Origin of the sequence: Micromonospora sp. CPCC 206060 (assembly GCF_036906895.1) — a bacterium.
GTDB lineage: Bacteria > Actinomycetota > Actinomycetes > Mycobacteriales > Micromonosporaceae > Micromonospora.
The window spans coordinates 90,268-110,220 of the sequence record NZ_JBAKHU010000011.1 but is presented as its reverse complement, the minus strand read 5'-3'; the positions used below and the strand labels follow the sequence as shown (position 1 = coordinate 110,220).

At 72.1% G+C, this 19,953-nt stretch carries 13 protein-coding genes; 10 read left to right on the top strand and 3 right to left on the bottom strand.

The genetic code is table 11. The features are described 5' to 3' along the window. Positions 1–2 precede the first annotated feature (2 nt). Positions 3–380 (bottom strand): CATRA system-associated protein, encoded by a 378-nt coding sequence (locus V6U90_RS11150; RefSeq protein WP_334434202.1) that lies wholly within the window; start codon positions 378–380, stop codon positions 3–5. 364 nt (positions 381–744) lie between these two features. On the opposite strand from V6U90_RS11150, the gene V6U90_RS11145 reads away from it, so the two are divergent. The 4 genes from V6U90_RS11145 to V6U90_RS11130 all read left to right on the top strand — a co-directional run bounded on the left by V6U90_RS11145 (position 745) and on the right by V6U90_RS11130 (position 5,997). Next, positions 745–2,061 (top strand): macro domain-containing protein, encoded by a 1,317-nt coding sequence (locus V6U90_RS11145; RefSeq protein ID WP_334434200.1) that lies wholly within the window; start codon positions 745–747, stop codon positions 2,059–2,061. Between the two features lie 33 nt (positions 2,062–2,094). Beyond that, the gene (locus V6U90_RS11140) at positions 2,095–3,753 is read left to right on the top strand and encodes a CATRA conflict system CASPASE/TPR repeat-associated protein (RefSeq protein WP_334434198.1); all 1,659 of its coding nucleotides are present in this window, start codon (positions 2,095–2,097) and stop codon (positions 3,751–3,753) included. Between the two features lie 175 nt (positions 3,754–3,928). After that, positions 3,929–5,131, top strand: coding sequence for an NAD(P)/FAD-dependent oxidoreductase (locus V6U90_RS11135; RefSeq protein WP_334434196.1), 1,203 nt, complete (start codon positions 3,929–3,931; stop codon positions 5,129–5,131). After that, a complete protein-coding gene (locus tag V6U90_RS11130) occupies positions 5,128–5,997 on the top strand; it encodes an RNA polymerase sigma-70 factor (protein ID WP_334434194.1) in 870 nt (289 codons plus the stop codon). The genes V6U90_RS11135 and V6U90_RS11130 overlap by 4 nt, the downstream gene beginning before the upstream one ends. Positions 5,998–6,004: 7 nt before the next feature. Here V6U90_RS11130 and V6U90_RS11125 read toward each other — a convergent pair whose 3' ends face one another. Further along, positions 6,005–6,838 carry a hypothetical protein gene (locus tag V6U90_RS11125; protein WP_334434192.1) on the bottom strand — a complete coding sequence of 278 codons (834 nt, stop codon included), beginning with the start codon at positions 6,836–6,838 and terminating at the stop codon, positions 6,005–6,007. A gap of 203 nt (positions 6,839–7,041) precedes the next feature. Between V6U90_RS11125 and V6U90_RS11120 the strand changes: the two genes are divergently transcribed. The 3 genes from V6U90_RS11120 to V6U90_RS11110 are packed head-to-tail and all read left to right on the top strand — an operon-like array spanning position 7,042 to position 11,272. Beyond that, entirely contained in the window at positions 7,042–8,718 is a 1,677-nt protein-coding gene (locus V6U90_RS11120) for a right-handed parallel beta-helix repeat-containing protein (RefSeq protein ID WP_334434189.1), read from the top strand. Between the two features lie 5 nt (positions 8,719–8,723). Continuing rightward, complete coding sequence (locus V6U90_RS11115; protein WP_334434188.1) at positions 8,724–10,004, top strand: type VII secretion protein EccE; 1,281 nt, start codon at positions 8,724–8,726, stop codon at positions 10,002–10,004. Next, complete coding sequence (locus tag V6U90_RS11110; RefSeq protein WP_334434186.1) at positions 10,001–11,272, top strand: hypothetical protein; 1,272 nt, start codon at positions 10,001–10,003, stop codon at positions 11,270–11,272. The genes V6U90_RS11115 and V6U90_RS11110 overlap by 4 nt, the downstream gene beginning before the upstream one ends. A gap of 292 nt (positions 11,273–11,564) precedes the next feature. Here V6U90_RS11110 and eccCa read toward each other — a convergent pair whose 3' ends face one another. Beyond that, positions 11,565–15,530, bottom strand: coding sequence for a type VII secretion protein EccCa (gene eccCa / locus V6U90_RS11105; protein WP_334434184.1), 3,966 nt, complete (start codon positions 15,528–15,530; stop codon positions 11,565–11,567). 147 nt (positions 15,531–15,677) lie between these two features. Between eccCa and eccD the strand changes: the two genes are divergently transcribed. From eccD to V6U90_RS11090, 3 genes are all read left to right on the top strand, one after another. Beyond that, the gene (gene eccD / locus V6U90_RS11100) at positions 15,678–17,093 is read left to right on the top strand and encodes a type VII secretion integral membrane protein EccD (RefSeq protein WP_334434182.1); all 1,416 of its coding nucleotides are present in this window, start codon (positions 15,678–15,680) and stop codon (positions 17,091–17,093) included. Positions 17,094–17,100: 7 nt separating this feature from the next. After that, a complete protein-coding gene (eccB, locus tag V6U90_RS11095; protein WP_334434180.1) occupies positions 17,101–18,504 on the top strand; it encodes a type VII secretion protein EccB in 1,404 nt (467 codons plus the stop codon). A 161-nt stretch (positions 18,505–18,665) separates the two neighbouring features. Beyond that, complete coding sequence (locus tag V6U90_RS11090; RefSeq protein ID WP_334434178.1) at positions 18,666–19,868, top strand: serine hydrolase domain-containing protein; 1,203 nt, start codon at positions 18,666–18,668, stop codon at positions 19,866–19,868. Positions 19,869–19,953: the final 85 nt, after the last annotated feature.

Below are 19,953 nucleotides of genomic sequence, written 5' to 3'. Positions count from 1 at the left end.
CCTCATCGCTGTTCTCCCGCCTGGCCGCCCTGGCTGTGCTGGTCGTGCTGACCCTCCTGGCCGTCCCGGGGCGTCGGCGGGGTGGTGCCCAGGGTGTGGAGCAGCGTGCTGCGCCGGTCGCGGACCGAACGGGGCATCGGGTGTGCCGGCCGGGAACCGATCGGGGTCGCCCTGGTCGCGCTGATCCGGTCGAGCAGCCGGGCGGCGGTGAGCACCTGCACCGGGTCCTGCCGGCGCACGGCCGGCTCAAGGGAGTCGAGCACCCCGAGCACGCGTGGCCAGAAACGTTCGTCGTCGGTTTCCACGTCGTCGAGGCGAATGAGCGACGCAATGAGAAAGTTCTTTACGTCCGGTTCCAGGGTGCGGAGTACCTCCGTCATGAAATCACCCCCTCAGGCCCAGAACGAGCCATTGAGTCATGCATATCGATTTCAGGGGTCGGGTTGGTCGGTTAGCAGGGGGCGGCGATACCGATTTTCTGCACCACCTGTGCCGCCGGTTGAGCATGTGGACAACATGGCCGGCAATTTGCCACCTTCAACCGGTTCGGTCCGAAGTAACGGATCAACCGGAACAGCTCCCTGCCTTTCTCCGCCCGACGTACGAGTTCCCTGATCAAGCACACAGCCGGAACGCTTCCAACGCAATGCCGTATCTGCTTCCGGTTTGCTTCCGACCATGCGCAGTTGTACGCTCCCCCGATCGAGTCATTTCCGCAGGTAGACCCTTTAGAGGGGACGTGCGATGCCTCATGTGCGGGTGGCGGCACTCGGCCAACTCCTCGTCGAGGTCGATGGGAAGCCCGCAAGACTCACCCCGACCAACGCCCGGATGCTGCTCCGACTCCTCGTCGCCGGCGGCCGGCCGGTGGCGATCGAGCAGCTCTACCGCGACATCTGGCACGCCGGCACGGCGGCGCCACTGAGCCGGGGCAACCGGACCCTCGTCCAGCGGCAGATCGGCGAACTGCGCAGGATCGTCGACCCGGAACGCCCCGGTGACACCTCCAAGGTCATCCTGACCGCCCGGGGCACCTCGTCGGCGTACCGGCTGGCACTGGCCCGGGACGACGTGGACGTCTGGCGGTTCGAGGACCTGGCCGAGGCCACCCGAACGGTGGAGCCGGCCCACGTCCCCGAACTCGCCCGCACCGCGCTCGCGCTGTGGCGGGACACCACGGCCGTCCAGCTCGGGCCGGACCGCTCCGGCGTACGCGAACTGCGCCGCCTGCTTGCCCTGCGCGCCTCGGTCCAGCGCCGGCTCCTCGACGCGTACGTCGAACTGCGGCGCCCCGACGAGGCGCGGTCGCTGGCCCGGGAGCTGCTCGCCGAGCAACCGACGGACAGCGAGGTCCGGGCCATCCTCGACGACCTGCGGCAGCGGGAGTCCACCGACCAGCACGTCGTGCTGCGGCACACCTTCGACCGGCCCCGGGCCACCCTCCTGCTGGCCGTCGGGGACCTGTTCGCCCTGCACCGGGCGGACCTGGTGGTCGGGTTCACCGACACCTTCGACACGTCCACCCAGGGCGACCGGGTGATCTCCGCGACCAGCATCCAGGGACAACTGCTCCACCGGGTTTACCAGGGCGACCGGGAACGGCTCGACCGGGACCTGCGACGCGCCCTGTCCGGGGTACCCGAGGCGGGCCGGGAGACCCGCAGCAGCAAACGCCACGGCAAGCTGGTCCGGTACCCGGTGGGTACGGTGGCGGTGCTGCCCGACGAGGCGCGGCGGATCTTCTGCGTCGCGTACAGCCGCCTCGGCAACGACCTGGTCGCCCAGTCCTCACTGGAATGGCTGACCGACAGTCTCGACCGGGTGTGGGAGGCGCTGCACCGGCACGGCCAGTTCGCCGACGTCGCGATACCGCTCGTCGGGTCCGGCCGGTCCCGTCTGGACACGGTCGACCATCAGGGGTTGCTGGAGCTGATCGTACGTTCATTCATACGTGCGTCGGGTCGTATTCCGATCTGCCGGGAACTCCGTATCGTCCTGTCCCCGCATCAACGTGAGAAGGTCGACATCGACGCCCTGCACCGACTGATCAACTCGTTGTAGCAACGAATATGGCGCACCGTCTACGATCTTCCCGTGCCCGAGACGGAATCACCTGCGGTTCATGGCCGGGAGTTGGTCGTCCACCTCTTTGCACCACTGAACGGTCCGCGGGCGGTCGAGGCGTACGCAGATCTGCAACGCATCTGGGCGCGGTGTCACGAACTCGTCGGAATGTGTCACCCGATCGGTGGCATTCCGGTCCCCGACAAGTTACCGGACCTGTCGGATATCCGCCGCGACACGTCCGGTCTCGATGATGTGGCCCTGGCCGGGCAGCAGGCCACCGAGCCGGTGTTCCAGGCCGTTCTGCGCCGCCACCACGACGTGGTGAACCTGTCGGTGGTCCTCGCCCCCACGACCGGGACCGGGACCGATGACTGGATCCGGCTCGACCGGCTGTGGTCCACGATTGCGCCACCGTGGTCCGGTGGGCTCCTCGGCGTCGCCCGCGTCTACCAGGGGCTGATGTCGCACCAGGCAACCGTCGACCACTCCTCGGCGGACACCCTGCACCCTCTGCTGCCGGTCACCGGCACGGCCCGGTACTGGTCGGACGGGGTGGTGACCCCGGTCGGGCTCGGGGTGTGGGAGGTGGGCGCGACCGACGACGCCCGGCCGGAGCGACGGCTGCTCGTCCTGGCACCGGACGGGTACGACGACGTGTTGAGTGCCTGGACCTGGTCGCGGGGTGACGCGGCGATGCCGCCACTGGCCCGCTACCTGCTGCACGCGGCGACCGTCCGGCATCACCTGCGCGTCCGGTTGGCCGCCGGCGACCCCGTCGCCGAGGTCGATCTCGCGACGGAACTGGTCGCCAGGTCACCGGCCGGCTGGTTGCCGGACGACGTGTTACCGCGTCTGGTCCGGAGTGAGGTGGCGGCGACCACCCTGGAACGGCAGTTGGGCACGATGAGCCGTTCGGTGGAGACGACCCGCGCCAACATGCGCGCGGCACTGGGCGGCGAGGCGGACGTGCTGGTGACCGGCGCCGGTCCGTTCGCCGACGACGACCGGCTCGTCGACTGGTTCCTGACCCTGCTCGCCGACGACCTGTCGGGGCTGGCCGCCAGCACCGGACACCTGCGCACGGTGGCCGGCATCGTGGGGCGCATCCCACCCGAGAATCCTTACCGAGAACAGAGGAGCACCGTGCCCAACCCGCGCAACGTCTTCGTCGTACACGGCCGTGACCTTCAGGTGGTCGACGCGTTCTCGGGGTTCCTCCGGGCGCTCGACCTGCACCCGCTGGACTGGGAGGAGGTGGTGAACAACACGAGCGCGGCAACCCCGTACCTCGGCGACGTGGTGCGGCAGGGCTTCGAGAACATCCAGGCCGCCGTCGTCCTGCTGACCCCCGACGACGTCGCGTACCTCCATCCGGACCTGCACGGCGAGGACGAGCCGGAGCACGAGCGGCAGCCGACCGGACAGGCCCGGCCCAACGTGCTGTTCGAGGCCGGCATGGCGTTCGCCCTCCACCCGACCCGGACCGTGCTGATCCAGGTCGGCCAGCTCCGCCCGTTCTCCGACATCGGGGGGCGCAACTTCGTCAGGTTCGACGGCTCGGTGGGCGCCATGCAGAAGGTCGCACAGCGGTTGAAGAACGCCGGGTGCGCGGTCAACGACCGCGGCCCGGACTGGCTCGACCAACGCCGGTTCGCCGGCCTGGCGGCGTTGACCCGTCGGCCCTGATTCCGGCGTCCCGCAACGGCCGTTCGTCGTGGAGGCGGCCGGGGCGGCGGCGACACCGGGACAGTCCCGCAGCGAGGTGTGACCTGGCTCATCGTCAGGGGATGTCACGCTCCGGCGGCACCGCCGGTCCCATGGATGTCACCGACACCGGTGACGTCGAGCATGGGAGTGCGCGATGCAGACCAACCATCACCAGATCGTCATCCTCGGCGCCGGCTACACCGGCATGCTATGCGCCATCCGCCTGGCCCGGCGTACCCGCCGGCACCCGGTCCAGATCGTCCTGGTCAACCCCGTGGACCGGTTCACCGAGCGGCTGCGACTGCACCAGCTCGCCGCCGGTCAGGCGTTGCCCGGCCACCGGATCACCGATCTGCTCGCGGGGACCGGTGTCACGTTCGTCCGGGGCACCGCCACCACCATCGACACCGCCGGGCGGCAGGTGACCGTGGACAGCGTCGGACCGCTGCGGTACGACACCCTGGTGTACGCGCTGGGCAGCAAAGCCGACACCGGCATCGTGCCGGGAGCCGACCGGTACGCGTACACCCTCGACGATCCGGGCACCGCGTACCGCTTCTCGGCGCGCCTGGCCGACCTGTCCGCCGCCGGCGGCGGCACAGTGGCCGTCTGCGGCGGTGGTCTGACCGGTGTCGAGGCGGCGGCGGAGATCGCGGAAAGCCACCCGGCGCTGCGGGTCATCCTGCTGAGCCGGGACGTGCCCGGGTCGATGATGGGTGACCGGGCCCGGACACACCTGCACCGGGCGCTGGCGCGGCTGGGGGTGACCTGCCGGACCGGCGTGACGGTGGCCAGGGTGCTGCCGGACGCGGTCGAACTCGACGGGGGCGGGCGGGTCGACGCCGACGTCTGCCTCTGGACCGCCGGGGTGCGGGTGTCCCCGCTGGCCGCCGAGGCCGGCATCGAGACCGATCCGGGTGGCCTGGTCGTGGTGGACGATGCCCTGCGCTCGGTCTCGCACCCGCAGGTGTACGCCGTCGGCGACGCCGCAGCGATCCGGCAGCCGTGGGGCCGGGTGCACGGCACCTGCCAGAGTGGGGTGCCCTCTGCCGCGCACGCCGCCGACACGATCGCCCGGCGGCTCCGCGGTCGGCCCGGGAGACCGTTCCGCTTCGGCTACGTCCACCAGCCGGTCAGCCTCGGCCGCCGCAACGCGGTCATCCAGTTCACGCACGCCGACGACACCCCGCGCCGCTGGTACCTCGCCGGCCGGCCCGCCGCCGCCTACAAGGAACTGGTCAATTGCAGCCCGCTCAGGCTCTACCGGCTGAGCAGGCGGGTCAACGTCAGCCTCGCGCTGACCAGGGGCGGCCGGACCGCCCGTACGGGGGGTGCCGCTGTCAGGATGGACCGGTGACCGAGGATGCCGGCGGGGCGGACCCCTTCATCACGCACCGTCGGCTGCTCTTCGTCACCGCCTACCGGATGCTGGGTACCGTCACCGACGCCGAGGACATCCTCCAGGACGCCTGGTTGGCCTGGCACCGGACCGACCGGGACAGGGTCGACAACCCCCGGGCCTATCTGGTGCGGATGGTCACCAACCTGGCGCTGAACCGGCTCACCTCCAGCAGGGCACTCCGCGAGACGTACGTCGGGCCGTGGCTGCCGGAGCCCATCCTGACCTCGCCCGACGTCGCCGGGGAGGCCGAGATGTCGGAAGCCGTCTCCACCGCGATGCTGGTGGTGCTGGAGACGCTCAGTCCGGTGGAGCGTGCCGTGTTCCTGCTGCGCGAGGTCTTCGGCTACCCGCACGCCGAGATCGCGGAGATGCTCGACCGCCCCGAGCCGACCATCCGCCAGATCGCCCGGCGGGCCCGCGACCACGTCCAGGCCCGCCGCCCCCGTTTCGACACCGACCGGGCCCAGCGCGAGGCGGTGACCGCACGGTTCCTGGCGGCCTGTGCCGGGGGCGACCTGAGCGCGGTCATGGAACTGCTCGCTCCCGGGGTGACCGCCTGGTCCGATGGCGGGGGTCGGGTCACCGCGGCCCGCCGCCCACTGCACGGCGTCGGTCCGGTCGCACGTTGGATGCTCAGGGTGCTGGCCAGGCCCGAGGTGGCCGGCGTGGACCTGGTGCCCGCCATCATCAACGGTGAACTGGGTGTGCTGTTCACCCAGGCCGGTCTCCCGGTCGGCACGCTCTCCTTCGACCTGGTCGGCGGACGGATCCTCAACCTGCGTTTCCAGGTCAATCCGGACAAGCTTCGTGGCCTGCGTTGATCCGTGACTAGGCGCGCAGGGCGATCGGGTCGCAGCCCCGCTGGATGAACCCCCGGGCGACCCGGCCGTCCGGCGTGGTGCCGACGAACTCCATGCTGGCGTTGGACGGGTCGGTGATCCCCAGCGGGGTCACCACGCCACCCCAGTCGAAGTACGGGTCACCGAAGAAGCGCCCGGTCACCGTGGGCGCGGTGGTGCCCGGTATCCGGATGATCACGTTGAAGGTGGGGTTCGTCAGGTGCAGCGGGTCGACGAAACGAACGAAGGCCGCGTCGACGTCGCAGTCGGCGTACCGGTGGTCGAGGAACGGAGCAGACGGGCTGACCGAGATCGAATCGGAGGTCCAGGAGGGCGCCGAGCCGGTGAACCGCTTGATCCGCAGGCCGGTGGTCCCCGGCCGGCGCAGGTACATCCGGCCGGTATCCGGATCCATGAAGGCCACGCCGTCCAGGTCCCAGTTGTCGGTGGTATCCGGCCAGGTCGGGGTCGAGATCGAGGTGATCGTGAACCCGCTGAGCAGGGCGGAGTGCGGGATGCAGACCGGGAAGGCACCGGTACGGCTGGCGACGCTGTTGGCGGAGATGCCACCGGGGACGGTGAAGCTCTGCCCGCCGGCCGCGATCCGTACGATGGTGTTGCTCCGCAGGTCGTCGGGGCCGATCTCGAAGAAGATCTGCACCCGGCAGACCTGCGAGATCGAAGCCAGGGCGGGTGCCGGGGTGACGACGGTCAGCAGGCCGGCCGCGAGGGCGGCAACCCCGGCCGTGGCGAGCAGCCTACCGGCTGCCGCCCGTAGCCGGGCCTGGCGATCCGGGCGGGGGTTCCGGTGTGACAACCTCATGCTGCTCTCCACTCTCGGGCCACTGATGCCGCGCTGGCGGCCAGATCGTAGTGCGCAACTCCACACCAGGGTTGTCGATATCCGGACAGCCTGGCCGGGGTCCGGATGGGCGTCGGCCGCCCACCGGGGCCAACCTGTGTCACCGGCGACCGGCCCGGACGCGGTAGCCTGCCTCAAAAGTCCCTCCTGGACCGAGCGGAGCCATGCGTACTCTCACCGTCTCCACCCAGCGAGCCGGGGCCTACCCCACCATCCGCGACGCACTGGAGGTCGCGCCGGACGGCGCCACGATCTCCATCGAGGCCGGCAGCTACTCCGAAGCGGTCCGCCTGACCCACCGGCGGGTGAGTCTGGTGGCGGCGGGCGAGGCCGGGTCGGTGACCATCGACGGCAGCGGTGCCGGGGCTTCGACGATCGCCTGTTCCGGCGCGGACGTGACCCTGCGCGGGCTGGTGGTCACCGGCGGCGACTACCCGGCGGTCGAGGCGACCGGTGGCCGGCTGACCATCGAGAAGTGCGAGGTGCGCACCGGGTACGCGGCCGGGGTGCAGGTCGTCGACGGCGCCATGATCGATGCCAGTGACGTGAAGGTGCTCGGCGGTCAGCACGGGTTCGTCATCTCGGACGCCGGGGGTGTGCTGGACACCTGCGAGGTACGGGACATCAGCGACGACGGCATCATCGTCCGGCTCGGCGCCAACCCGACGATCCGCAACTGCACCGTCGCCGGCTGCGGTTACCGGGGCGTGTACGTCTACCAGGGCGGCCGGCCGACGATCGAGAAGTGCGACATCTCGACCACCGGTGACGCGGGGATCGTGGTGGCGCACCAGAGCGCACCGCAGATCAGCGCGACCTGGGTGCACGACACCCGTGGGGTCGGCATCTCGTTTGGACCGGGCTGCGGGGGCCTGGTCGAGACGACCCGGGTGGAACAGACCGCCCGGCCCGGCATCGACGTGGCCGAGGGCGCCAACCCCACCATCCGCGCGGAGGACCCGGCCGCCGGTCAGCCCCGGGTGGGGGTACAGGCGGTGTCCGGCGCGACCACGCAGGACACCGAGAAGGTCGAGAAACTGCTCGCCGAACTCGACTCGATGATCGGCCTGGCCGGGGTGAAGGCCGAGGTCCGGGCACTGATCGACGAGATCCAGGTCAACGAGTGGCGGCGCAGCGCCGGGCTGGCGGTCGGCGGGGCCAGCCACCACCTGATCTTCACCGGGGCACCGGGTACCGGTAAGACCACCGTCGCCCGGATCTACGGGCAGCTACTCAAGGCGCTCGGCGTACTGCCGAACGGACAGTTCAAGGAGGTCTCCCGGCGGGACCTGGTCGGCCAGTACATCGGTCACACCGCCGAGAAGGCCACCAAGGTGTTCGAGGAGGCGATGGGCGGGGTGCTCTTCATCGACGAGGCGTACACCCTGTCCCGGGCCGGCGGGGCCAGCGCCGACTTCGGCCAGGAGGCCATCGACACCCTGGTGAAGCTGATGGAGGACCATCGCGACCAGGTGGCCGTCATCGTCGCCGGCTACACCGACGAGATGCTCACCTTCCTCGATGCCAACTCCGGTCTGGCCTCCCGGTTCGCCAAGACACTGGAGTTCGAGAACTATGCCCCGGACGAGCTGGTGCTGATCGTCAACCGGATCGCCCGCAACGACGACTACCTGCTCGCGCCGGGTCTGGGTGACGCCCTGCTGGAGTGGTTCGGGCAGATCGAGCGGGACCGGAACTTCGGTAACGCCCGGGAGGCCCGCAAGCTGCTGGAGGGGATGCGCAAGGCGCAGTCCGGACGGCTGCGGTCGCTGGGCCGGATGCCGGATCGTGACGACCTGCGCACCCTGGTCCTGGACGACCTGCTCGTCGCGACACGGTGACCGCCGTGGCACCGCGTACTCCCCCCACGGCCGGCTCCGGTCCGGCCCCGTCCGCCCCGGTCACCGCCCCGACCGGGGCACGGGGTACCAGCGGATCGGCCGTGCTGCGTCCCCGTCGGCGGCCCGGTCAGCTGGGCCCGGTACACCTGATCCAGCTCCTGCTGGCCGAGTCCGCCATCGTCGCCGTGGCCGCGGTGCTCGGGCGCGGCCTCGTCGTGCTGGCCGCCGCCGTACTCGGCGCACTGCTCCTGCTGCTGGTCACCCTCGGTCGGCGGCAGGGCCGCTGGTGGGTGGAGCGGCTGCTGATGAACCGGGCCTACCGGCGGCGGCGCCGGGGGGTGGCCACGGTGGCCGCCGGCACCGATCCCCGGTTGACCGCCCTGCGGGCGCTGGCCCCGGGTCTCGTCGTGCAGGACGTGTCGCTGGCCGCCGGTGGTCGGGTCGGCGTCGCCCGCGACGACGCCGGCTGGTACGCGGTGGCGGCCCTCCAGCCGGGTACCCCGGGTGGCCCCACCGAGGGGGACATCAACCTCGACGCGCTGGCCGCCGCCCTGGCCGAGGCCGACCAGCCCGGAGCGGTGCTCCAGGTGGTACTCCAGACCGTGCCCGCCCCGAGCATCGACGCGCACCCCTCGTCCCCGGCCGGCCAGTCGTACCGGCAGCTGCTCACCGGGTTCGACACCCCGCCGGTTCCCGCGGACCGGCAGACCTGGATCGCGGTGCGCCTGGACGCCCGCTCCCTCGCCGAGGCCACGGTGGACCAGCGGGCCGACCTGGAGCTGGCACCGGCGGTGGTGGCCGCACTGCTGCGCCGGGTGGTCAAGCCCCTGCGCCGGGCCGGGCTCGGCTACCGGCTGCTGGACGCCGACGAGCTGGTGCAGGCCCTGCTCAACTCCTGCGACCTGGACCCGGCCGGCACGCTGGACCCGCATGCCGCGTCACCCCGGGAGGAGTGGTCGGCGTGGCACTCCGGCCGGCTGGTACACCGGTCGTACTGGATCCGCTCCTGGCCGGAGGTCAGTCAGGCGGGTGGTCTGCTCGGTTGGCTCGGCAGCGCCCCCTCGGCGATGACCACCGTGTCGCTGTTCCTGGCGCCGGAGGACACCGACGGACTGATCGACCTGCGTGGCCTGGTACGCGTCGCCGCACCGGCCAACGAGTTGACCCCGCTCTGCCAGGCCCTCGTCCGGGGCGCCGAGCAGCGACAGGCCACGCTGTTCCCATTGGACGGTGAGCAGGGCCCGGCCGTCTACGCGACGGCCCCCACCGGAGGTGGTGCCCGATGACGACGCCTGGTTCCGGCCAGCCACCCGGCCACCCGGACCGCCCTGCGGTCGACCCGGGGCTGCCCACGCCGACGATCGGCCGGGCCGTCGTCGGTCGCTCCTCGGTGGGGCCGGCTGTCCCGCCCGGACCGGCGGTGCCGCCGCCCGGTCCGGCGTACCCCGCCGGGGCGCAGCCCCACCCCGGGCAGCCCCATGCCGCTCCGGGGTATCCGGGACAGCCCTACCCCGGTCAGCCCTACGCCCCGGCCGGGTACCCGGGGGCGCAACCGGTCGCGGCGCAGCCCTTCGCCGCCGCCCCGTACGCCGCCGCACCGTCCACGGCGGCGCAGCCGCTCGGGGCGCAGCCGCTCGGGGCGCAGCCGCATCCCGCCGCCCAACCGGCACCGTCCGCCATGCCGCTGGAGGTGTCGACCGGCGACTCGCAGGCCGGCAGCGTTGCGGCGGCCAGCGCAGCCACGACCGCCGCCGCCCGGCCGTTGCTGGCCGGTGTGCCGGGGCAGCGGTTGGCCGTACCCGAGGTGCTGCGGCAGGATCCGCCGGCCCCGGGCCCGGATGCCCCGCCCCCACCGGGGGGTTCCGATCCGCAGCAGCGGCTCACCCGGCTACGCATCGGTTCGCACACCGCCTCCCCGGCGGCGCTCGCGCAGCTACGCGTGTCGGCACCCGGCACCGGGGTCATCATCGGGGCCGACCAGGAGCGACGTCCCGTGCCGGTCCGGTTGTTCGGCCCCGAACCGACCCGGGTGGCCCTGGTCGGCGGGGTGTGGGCCAGCCAGTTACTGGCCTTCCGGGTGCTCGCCCTGGGTGCCCGGGTCGCCGTGGTCACGGCCGACCCGCGCAACTGGGACGGTTTCGGCGAGCGGGTGACCGGACGCAACGACCGGGTCGCCCTGGTCCCGGCCGACCAGCCGCTGGCGCTGGCCGCCACCGCCCGGCAGCCCGTGCTGGTCATCCACGACGTGGGGCTGACCGGCGCGGTCGCTCCCCAGCCACTCGGTCCGTGGCAGGCGCAGCTCACCGTGCTGCGTCAGCTGGACCGTTCGGCGGTACCGGTCCTGCACGCCTCCGATCTGGTGCTGCTCCAGCGGCTCTCCAGCGGGGAGTCGGCGCTCGTCGCCGACGTGCTGCGGCTGCCCGGGGTCAGCGCGCAGTACCTCCAGGCGATGACCGACGACATGCTCGCGCTCGTGGTGGACGGTGTCGAGCGGTATCTCTGGTTGGCGCAGACCGAGGTCGAGCGCCAGTACGGCGGCGCGCCCCGACGCTGACGGCCGGCACGCGGGTACGGCCCGCCCGTGTGCCGGGGTCGGCCCGCATGCGTTCCTGTCCGCCTCCCGCAGGGTGGTCTCAGCGCCTTTGCTCTGCTTCAGCGGAGGCGACAGTCGACCGGGCGAAGTGTGGCCGTCGTTGAAGCAGAGCAAAGGCGGGTGGCGGGACACCCGCCCGGGCAACAACGCGTGGACAGCAACGCGTGGACAACGACCCGGTGGGCGGAGAACGCGATGGACAGCGACCGGGTCAGGGAGCGGACGCGGACGTCGGCTCCCTGACCCGGGGCCGTCAGTGCTCCGGCGGGGTCCAGGCGAGCTGTACCAGCCGGGCACCGTCGCGCCGGGTGATCAGCCAGGCCCGTCCCGGGGGCAGGATCTGCGGCTTGATGTTGCCGAAGATCGGCCCTTCCTCCCGGGGGCCGGACATCATGATGCCCGGTGAGGCCAGCTCCCGGATCCGACCGATGACCGGGTCGAACATGGCCCGGGCGGCGCCGCCGATACGGCGGGTGATCACCACGTGCAACCCGATGTCGCGGGCCTGGGGCAGGTACTCCAGCAGCGGGGCGAGCGGATTGACCGCCGCCCCGGCGACCAGGTCGTAGTCGTCGATCAGCAGGTACAGCTCCGGGCCCTTCCACCAGCTACGGTTGCGGAGCTGCTCGGGCTTCACGTCGGGGCCGGGCAGCCGCTCCTTCATCACCGTGGCCACCTGCTTGATCAGGTCGGCGGTGGTCTGCTGCGAGGTGCCGTACCCGATCAGGTGCTCGGTGTCGACGCAGCCGAGCAGGGCACGCCGCAGGTCGACCAGGATGAGCCGGGCCTCGCTGGGCTGGTAGCTGCGGGTGACCATCTTCGCCACCCCGCGCAGGAACGAACTCTTGCCGCTCTCGATGTCACCGAAGAGCAGCAGGTGCGGCTCGGCGTCGAAGTCCAGGTAGACCGGTTGCAGGTCGGCCTCGGCGATACCCACCGGCAGCCGGCCGGCCTGCGGTGCGGGCAGCGCCGCGTACGGCAGCTCGGCCGGGAGCAGGCGGACCGCCGGGGCCGGCGGGCCCGGCCAGTACGCCCGGGACTGCTTGACGAACTCGGTGACCGCCTCGGCCAGGTCGTCGACCTGTTCCAGGCCGTCGATCCGGGGCAGCCCGGCCAGGAAGTGGAAGCCGTCCGGGGTGAGGCCCCGGCCGGGCGTCCGCTCCGGCACGTTCACCGCAGCCTTGCGGTTGATCATCGAGTCGCTCGGTTCGCCCAGCCGCAGCTCGATCTTGGTGCCGAACATGTCCCGGACCGCGGCCCGCACGTCCATCCAACGGTTCGTCGCCACCAGCAGGTGGACGCCGTACCCGAGGCCCCGGTTGGCCAGCTCGTTGAGGGTGCCCTCCATGTCCTCGAACTCGGCCCGCAGGGTCGACCAGCCGTCGATGACCAGGAAGATGTCCCCGAACGGGTCGCTGCTGAACTCGCCCCGCTCCCTGGCCCGGCGGTAGCCGGCGATGCCCTCCACGCCGTGCCGGTCGAAGACCGCCTCCCGGCTCTGCATCAGCCCGTGCACCTCGGCGATGGTCCGGCGGACCTTGTCCACCTCGCGGCGGGTCGCCGCCCCGCCCACGTGCGGCAGGCCGGCCAGCGCCGACAGCCCGCCGCCACCGAAGTCGAGGCAGTAGAACTGCACCTCACGGGGGGTGTGCCGGAGCGCCAGACTGCCGATCAGGGTACGCAGGAAGGTGCTCTTGCCGCTGCGGGCACCACCGACCACGATCAGGTGCCCACCGGCGCCGGAGAGGTCCAGCCACATCGGCTCGCGGAGCTGCTCGACCGGCTTGTCGATGATGCCGACCAGCCCGTGCAGGAACCGCTGCGGATCGGCGTCGCGCAGGGTCAGGCCCCGACGGGGGCTGACGACGAACGGGCCGAGCAGCTTGTCCAGGGTCGGCGGTTCGGCCAGCGGCGGCAGCCACACCTGGTGGGCCGGCGGACCCTGCGCCTCCATCCGCCGGACCAGCACATCCAGCAGGCTGTCCCCGACCGCGCTCTCCTCCGCCTCGACGACCGGCTCGCCGGGCTCGGCCGGCTGGTCGTCGCGGTTCGGCGCCACGTAGTAGGTGGTGAAGTCGCGGACCGGGTCGACGGCCTGCCCGCCGATGGTGGGGCGGGAACCGTCCGAGCGGACCACCCCGGAGACGTACGCGGCCCGGAACCGGATCAGTCCCTCGGTGCCGATCCGCAGGTAGCCGTGGCCGGGTGAGCGGGGCAGCTCGTAGGCGTCGGGTACGCCGAGGGCCGTCCGGCTGTCCATCGAGGAGAAGGTCCGCAGGCCGAGCCGGTAGGACAGGTGGGTCTCCAGGCCGCGCAGCCGCCCCTCCTCCAGCCGCTGCGAGGCGAGCAGCAGGTGGATGCCGAGGGACCGGCCCAGCCGGCCGATCTGCACGAACATGTCGATGAAGTCGGGCCGGTCGCCGAGCAGCTCGCTGAACTCGTCGACCACGATCAGCAGACTGGGCAGCGGTGCCAACGGCACGCCGGCCGCCCGGGCCCGCTCGTAGTCGCGCTGCGAGGCGTAGTTGCCGGCTTCGCGCAGCAGCTCCTGCCGGCGGACCAGCTCACCCTGGATGGCGTCGCGCATCCGGTCGACCAGCGCCATCTCGTTCTTCAGGTTGGTGATCACCGCGCTGGTGTGCGACAGCCGGTCCAGCTTGGTGAAGGTGGCGCCACCCTTGAAGTCGACCAGGACGAAGTTGAGGATCTCCGAGCTGTGCGTCACCGCCAGGGCCAGCACCAGGGTACGCAGCAGCTCGCTCTTGCCGGAGCCGGTCGCGCCGACCAGCAGGCCGTGCGGGCCCATGCCGTCCTGCGCGGACTCCTTCAGGTCCAACTCGATCGGGCGGCCGTCCTGCCCGACGCCGATCGGCACCCGCAGCCGGTCCCGGTTGGGACGGCTGGCCCAGCTCTGGCCCAGGTCGAAGTCGTACGGCGAGCCGAGGTCGAGCAGCTCGGCCAGCCCGAGGTCGACGGTGGCACCGGCGGACTGCTCGGCGTACGAGGTGGCGGAGAGCCGCAGCGGGGCCAGCTCCCGGGCGAGCACCTCGGCGCGCGGCACGTCCAGCCGGTCCGCCGACCCGACCTGGGTGGTGCCGTCCATGGTGGTACCGGAGACCGTGCCGTCGGCGGCGATGTCCAGCACCACGGAGGTCTCGTCGAGCAGCCGGGGCGGCGCGTTGGACAGGTCGAGGATGGTCACTCCGGCCACCCCGCCGTCGGTCATCAGGTGGTCGGAGCCGGCGGTGGAGCCACCGTCGATGACCACCACGACGTGCGGCCCGCCGACCGCGTTGCCGGCCGCCGGGTCGAACCGGGGCCGGTTGGCCAGGACGTCGTCGAGCATCGCCTCCAGCGAGGTGACCGCCGGGGCGAAGAGCCGGATCGGCCCGGCGGCGTCGATCTTGCTGGGGTGCTGGGCGTGCGGCAGCCACTTGGCCCACTCCCAGTGCGGGCGCCGCTCGTCCGGTACGCAGAGCCCGATGAGCAGGTCGTCCGGGGCGTGGAAGGTGGCCACCTGGGCCAGGACCGCGCGGACCAGGCCACGTACCTCGGTGTCCGAACCGCGCAGGTAGACGTGGGAGAAGTCGCGCAGCGCGATGGCCACCGGCAGGTCCGGCACCACGGAGTAGGTGGCGACGAAGGTACGCAGTGCCATGGCGCAGAGCGGTTCCAACTCGTCGACGGGGCGGGTCTGCGGCGGGACCAGCGGCGTGGCGATCTCCTGGGCGCCGAGTCCGATCCGGACGACGGTGAAGTCGGCGTCGGACCGGCGGCGTTCCCAGAGCCGGCCGCTGTGTACCGCCGACCAGAGCGCCCCCGGGTCGGGGTGCCGGTAGTAGATGGCCTCGCGCTGCTCACCGATGGTGGTGCGGACCTGGGAACGGAGTGCGGCCAGGCGGCGCATGTACTGCCGGCGGGACTCGATCATCTCCTTCTTGCCGGGTCCGCTCTGGTTCACCATCATCATGGCGATCATGCCGAGGATGGAGACGCCGTACATGGCGCCGGCCACGTAGACCAGCGGCCCACCACGTTGCACACCCATCATCAGGCCCATCGCGGCGGCACCCGCGGCCATCGGCAGGATCATCAGCATCCGACCCCAGCCCTTGCCGGCGGCCGGCGGCACCTCGGGCGGCGGCTCCAGCATGACCTCGCCGGTCGGCAGCGCGGGCGCCGGACGCCGTGGCGGACGTTTGACGATCAGCGATGTCATCCCGAGTCAACCTCCCCGTCACCCGGCCACTGGCCGGGCCATCCTATAGAGGGGCCACTGCGCTGTGGATCACCGGCGGGGGCGGCGGACCGGCCGTGCTAGGTTGTCCGCTGCGACAGCGGTCGCTCCATACGCGGGTACGGGGAGGTGACCAGCGTGACGGCGCCGGGTGGCCTGAGTCTGGCCAGGGTGACGGTCGCGGCACCGAAGCGACGGATGGATGTCGCGCTGCCGGACAACCTTCTCGTCGCGGAACTCCTGCCGCATCTGCTCCGGCATGCCGGTGACGATCTCGGCGAGTCCGCCGAACGATCGGGCGGCTGGGTGCTGCGCCGGGCCACCGGAACGGTACTGGAACCCACCCGCAACCTCGCCGTGCAGGGGGTACGCGACGGGGAGCTGCTGCACCTGGCGCCCGGTGGTACCGACTGGCCCGAGCTGGCGTACGACGACGTGGTCGAGGTGATCGCGGGCGGTGCCCGGCGGGTCGGCCGGTCCTGGGGCAACGCCGCGACCCGGCGTTGCGGGCTGGCCGTCGGGGCCGTCCTGCTCGGGCTCGGGGTGCTCGTACCGCTGCTCGCCGGTCCGCCGTGGACGGTGCCGGCCCTCGTCGCGCTCGGGTTTGCCGCGCTGCTCGCGGTGGCCGGGTTGCTGCTGGCCCGGGCCTTCGCGGACGCGGTCGCCGGTGCGGTGGTGGCCGCCGCCGGGCTGCCCTACGCCCTGGCCGGCGGTGCGCTGCTCGCCGCGCCCGACGGTGCCGGCCTGAGCCGGCTGGGCGCGCCGAGCGTGCTGCTCGGCTCGGCCGCACTGCTGGTGTTCAGCCTCGCCGGGTACGTCGGGGTGGCCGGCGTGCAGCGGCTCTTCATGGCCGGCATCACCACCGGCCTGGCGGGGCTGCTCGCCGCCGGGCTCTGCTTCGCCGGTGCGTCCGGTGCGGGTGCCGCCGCGGTGGCCCTGACCACCGTCATCGCGCTGCTGCCCGGCTATCCGGTGCTGGCCAGCTCGCTGGGTCGGGTGCCGGTACCCGAGCTGCCGGACCGTCCGGAGGAGATCCTCGCGGACCGGCCGATGCCGAAGCGCTCGGCGGTGTTCAGTGCGGTCGCCCGCGCCGCCGAACTGCTCACCGGGCTGCTGCTGGCGGTCGCCGTGACCAGTGTCTGCGCGCTGACGTACCTGCTCACGGTCACCGACGGGACGGCCGCCACGCTGCTGGCGGTCTGCGCATCCGCCGCGCTGCTGATGCGGGCCCGGCTCTTCGCCGTCGGCCAGCAACGGATCCCGCTGCTGGTGGGCGGGATCGCCGGATTCGTGGTGCTGACCGCCGGTCTGGTGCTGGGCGCCGGCCCCGGTGGGCGGCTGCTCGCGCTGCTGCCGCTGGCACTCGTCGGGGCCGGCGTGTTCGCCGCCGGGCTGGTCTACAGCCGGCGCCGCCCGTCGCCCTACCTGGGACGCGCGGCGGACATCCTCGACGTACTGGCCATCATGGCGCTGATCCCGCTGGCCTGCGCGGTGCTCGGCGTGTTCGGCGCGATCCAGGGAATGTTCGCCTCGATCGGCGGGTGAGGATCACATGGCGACCCGACGGGACCAGCTCCAGTCGTACCAGTTCATGACCCAGCGGGTCATCTCGGCGCTGGTGATGCGCGAGACCGACCCGCAACAGTCCCCGCTGCGCCGGGGGATCGGCGCGGTCTTCGGCGGGCTGATGGTGGCCGTGCTGGTGGCCGCCGGCTTCGGCGTCTACGGCATCCTGACCAAGGTCGGCAGCGGCAAGTGGAAGGTCAGCGGCTCGGTCGTCATCGAGAAGGAGACCGGGGCGAGCTTCGTCTACCTCGACGGGGTGCTCTACCCGACGCTCAACTACGCGTCGGCCATGCTGGCCGCCGGTCGACCCAACCCGCAGGTGTTCCGGGTGGCCGGCAACTCCCTCGGTACGGTGCCGCGCGGTACCACGGTCGGCATCGCCGGTGCCCCCGACTCGCTGCCCACGGTGAAGAACCGGGTCGGACTCCCCTGGACGGTCTGCGCCACCCCGGGCGCGGACAGCTCCGGGCGCGGGGTCAGCACCGTCGCGCTGGCGGTGGCCCGGGTACCAACCGGTGGCCGGCAGCTCGGCGACGAGGGGCTGCTCGTCTCCGACGCCACGCAGGGCATGACCTACCTGGTCTGGCGGGGGCGCCGCCACCTGGTGCAGGAGTCCAGGACGGTGGTGCCGGCGCTGTTCGGCGCGGTGAACCCCACTCCGGCCGGTACGGCGTGGCTGAACGCCCTGCCCGCCGGGGTGGACATCGAGGCGATCCGGTTCCCCGACCGGGGCGAGCGGTCCCCGGCCGTTCCCGGGCAGAAAATCGGTGACGTGCTGCTCGCCACCACCGCCTCCGGACCGCAGCACTACCTGGTCCTCGACGACGGGCTGGCCCCGGTCACCCCGGTGCAGGTGGCCATCCTGCGGGCCGGTTACCCGGTCGAGCCGACCCCGGCAACGGTGGCCGAGGTGACCGCCGCGCCGAAGAGTGCCCGACTGCGGCAGCCGGCCGGGGAGGCCCCGCCGCCCGCCACTCCCCCGGCCCTGGTCACCCCGGGCAACGGTGACCCGCTCTGCGCGGTCACCCGGGATGCGCGTACCGCACCGACGATCCAGGTGGGTGGCACCGTGCCGGGCATCGACACCGCCGCCCCGACCGTGGCCACCACGACCGGCGGGACGCCGCTGGCCGACCGGGTACTGGTACCGACCGGGCGGATCGCCGTCGTGCGGGTGCTCGCCGGGCCGGACGCCCAGGCCGGCAGCTACCACCTGGTCACCGACCTGGGCATCCGGTACGCCGTACCGGCCCCGGCTGTGCTGCCGCTGCTCGGCTACCCGGCCGACGGTGCGGTGGACGTACCGGCCGCGCTGCTCAGCCGGATCCCGACCGGCCCGACCCTGGACCCCCGGGCCGCCGTGAACCCGGCCGCCGCCGTCGCCCAGTAGGACACTGTCCCGGTAGGAAATCGTCCCGGCAGGAAACCGTCACGGTACGAACGCTTCCGGTAGGAAGGCTTCCAGTAGGGAATTCTCCCCAGTGGAGGATCAGGGCAGCGGCCGGGAGTTGCCCGGATGATCATCGGTTGTGGTTCGGCCAGGCTGGGCCCATGCCTGAACCGACCCGTACCGTCGCACTCCTGACCACCCTCGCCGTCACCGGCGGCGCAGCTGCCGTCGTCGCTGGCGACGCACTCGTCGGAGCACCGGCGGCGGCTGCCGCTCCGGCCGCCCGCTGCCCGATCGCCCCCAGCCAGCCGACCACCCTGCCGGAACTCTCCGCCGAGCGGCTCCGGGCGGCCCTCGGGACGCTGCCCGACGCCGAGGTCAGCGCGGCGCTGGTACAGATCCGGGGATCGGCCGGCTGCTGGCAGGACAGCGAAGGGATCGCCGACACCCGGTCCCACCGGCCGGTACCGCCGGACGCGCGGTTCCGGATCGGCTCGATGACGAAGGTCTTCACCGCCGTGGTGGCCCTGCAACTGGTCGCCGAGGGACGCCTCGACCTGGACCGGTCCGTGCAGCACTACCTGCCCGGGCTGCTGCCCGCCGACTATCCGACGATCACCGTCCGGCAGGTGTTGAGCTACACCAGCGGGCTCAACGGGGTGGGCGTACCGCACAAGGACCCGGACTGGTTCCTCGCACACCGGTACGACCACTGGGCACCGGGCAGCCAGCTCGACCTGACCCGGCCGCCGCTGTTCACGCCGGGTAGCCGACAGCGCTACGCCAACGCCGACTACTGGCTGGCCGGACTGCTCATCGAGCGGGTCACCGGCAACCGCTGGGACGAGGAGGTCACCGAACGGATCATCCGGCCGCTGCACCTGACCGGTACCAGTGCACCGGTGGACGATCCCCGGATCCACGGCCCGCACGTACGCGGGTACGAGGTGATCGACGGTCGGTGGGTCGACGTCACCGAGGCCAACCCGTCCCTACAGTGGTCGGCCGCCGCGATGATCTCCACCGCCGGGGACCTGGACCGGCTGCTCGTCGAGCTGTTCGGTGGCCGGCTCGTGCCGCCCGCCCAACTGGAGCTGATGTTCACCGTGCCGGACGTTCCGGCGTACGACGGTGACGACGACCCGACCAACGACCGGCCGGCCGAGTACGGCATGGGGCTGAGCCGGTACCGGATGGGTGCGCTGACCATCTGGGGAAAGTCCGGCGACCGGCCCGGCTACAACAGCGGGTTCGGCGCCACCCGGGACCTGTCCCGCCGCCTGGTCTACTCGGTGAACACGCTGCACATGGGCGGCGAGCAGCCGGACATCGCCCAGCGGATCATCGTCAGCACGTTCTTCTGAGCCGGATGCTGGAAGAAGGGCCCCGCCCCGCCGGGTGTTAACAAGGGGCCCTTCCTCTACCGGAAACGTTAAGCGGGGGCCCTTC

Coding starts and splice junctions, on each gene's coding strand:
- V6U90_RS11150 (WP_334434202.1), bottom strand. CDS start 380: ATGACGGAGGTACTCCGCACCCTGGAACCGGACGTAAAGAACTTTCTC.
- V6U90_RS11145 (WP_334434200.1), top strand. CDS start 745: ATGCCTCATGTGCGGGTGGCGGCACTCGGCCAACTCCTCGTCGAGGTC.
- V6U90_RS11135 (WP_334434196.1), top strand. CDS start 3,929: ATGCAGACCAACCATCACCAGATCGTCATCCTCGGCGCCGGCTACACC.
- V6U90_RS11125 (WP_334434192.1), bottom strand. CDS start 6,838: ATGAGGTTGTCACACCGGAACCCCCGCCCGGATCGCCAGGCCCGGCTA.
- V6U90_RS11120 (WP_334434189.1), top strand. CDS start 7,042: ATGCGTACTCTCACCGTCTCCACCCAGCGAGCCGGGGCCTACCCCACC.
- V6U90_RS11110 (WP_334434186.1), top strand. CDS start 10,001: ATGACGACGCCTGGTTCCGGCCAGCCACCCGGCCACCCGGACCGCCCT.
- eccCa (WP_334434184.1), bottom strand. CDS start 15,530: ATGACATCGCTGATCGTCAAACGTCCGCCACGGCGTCCGGCGCCCGCG.
- eccB (WP_334434180.1), top strand. CDS start 17,101: ATGGCGACCCGACGGGACCAGCTCCAGTCGTACCAGTTCATGACCCAG.
- V6U90_RS11090 (WP_334434178.1), top strand. CDS start 18,666: ATGCCTGAACCGACCCGTACCGTCGCACTCCTGACCACCCTCGCCGTC.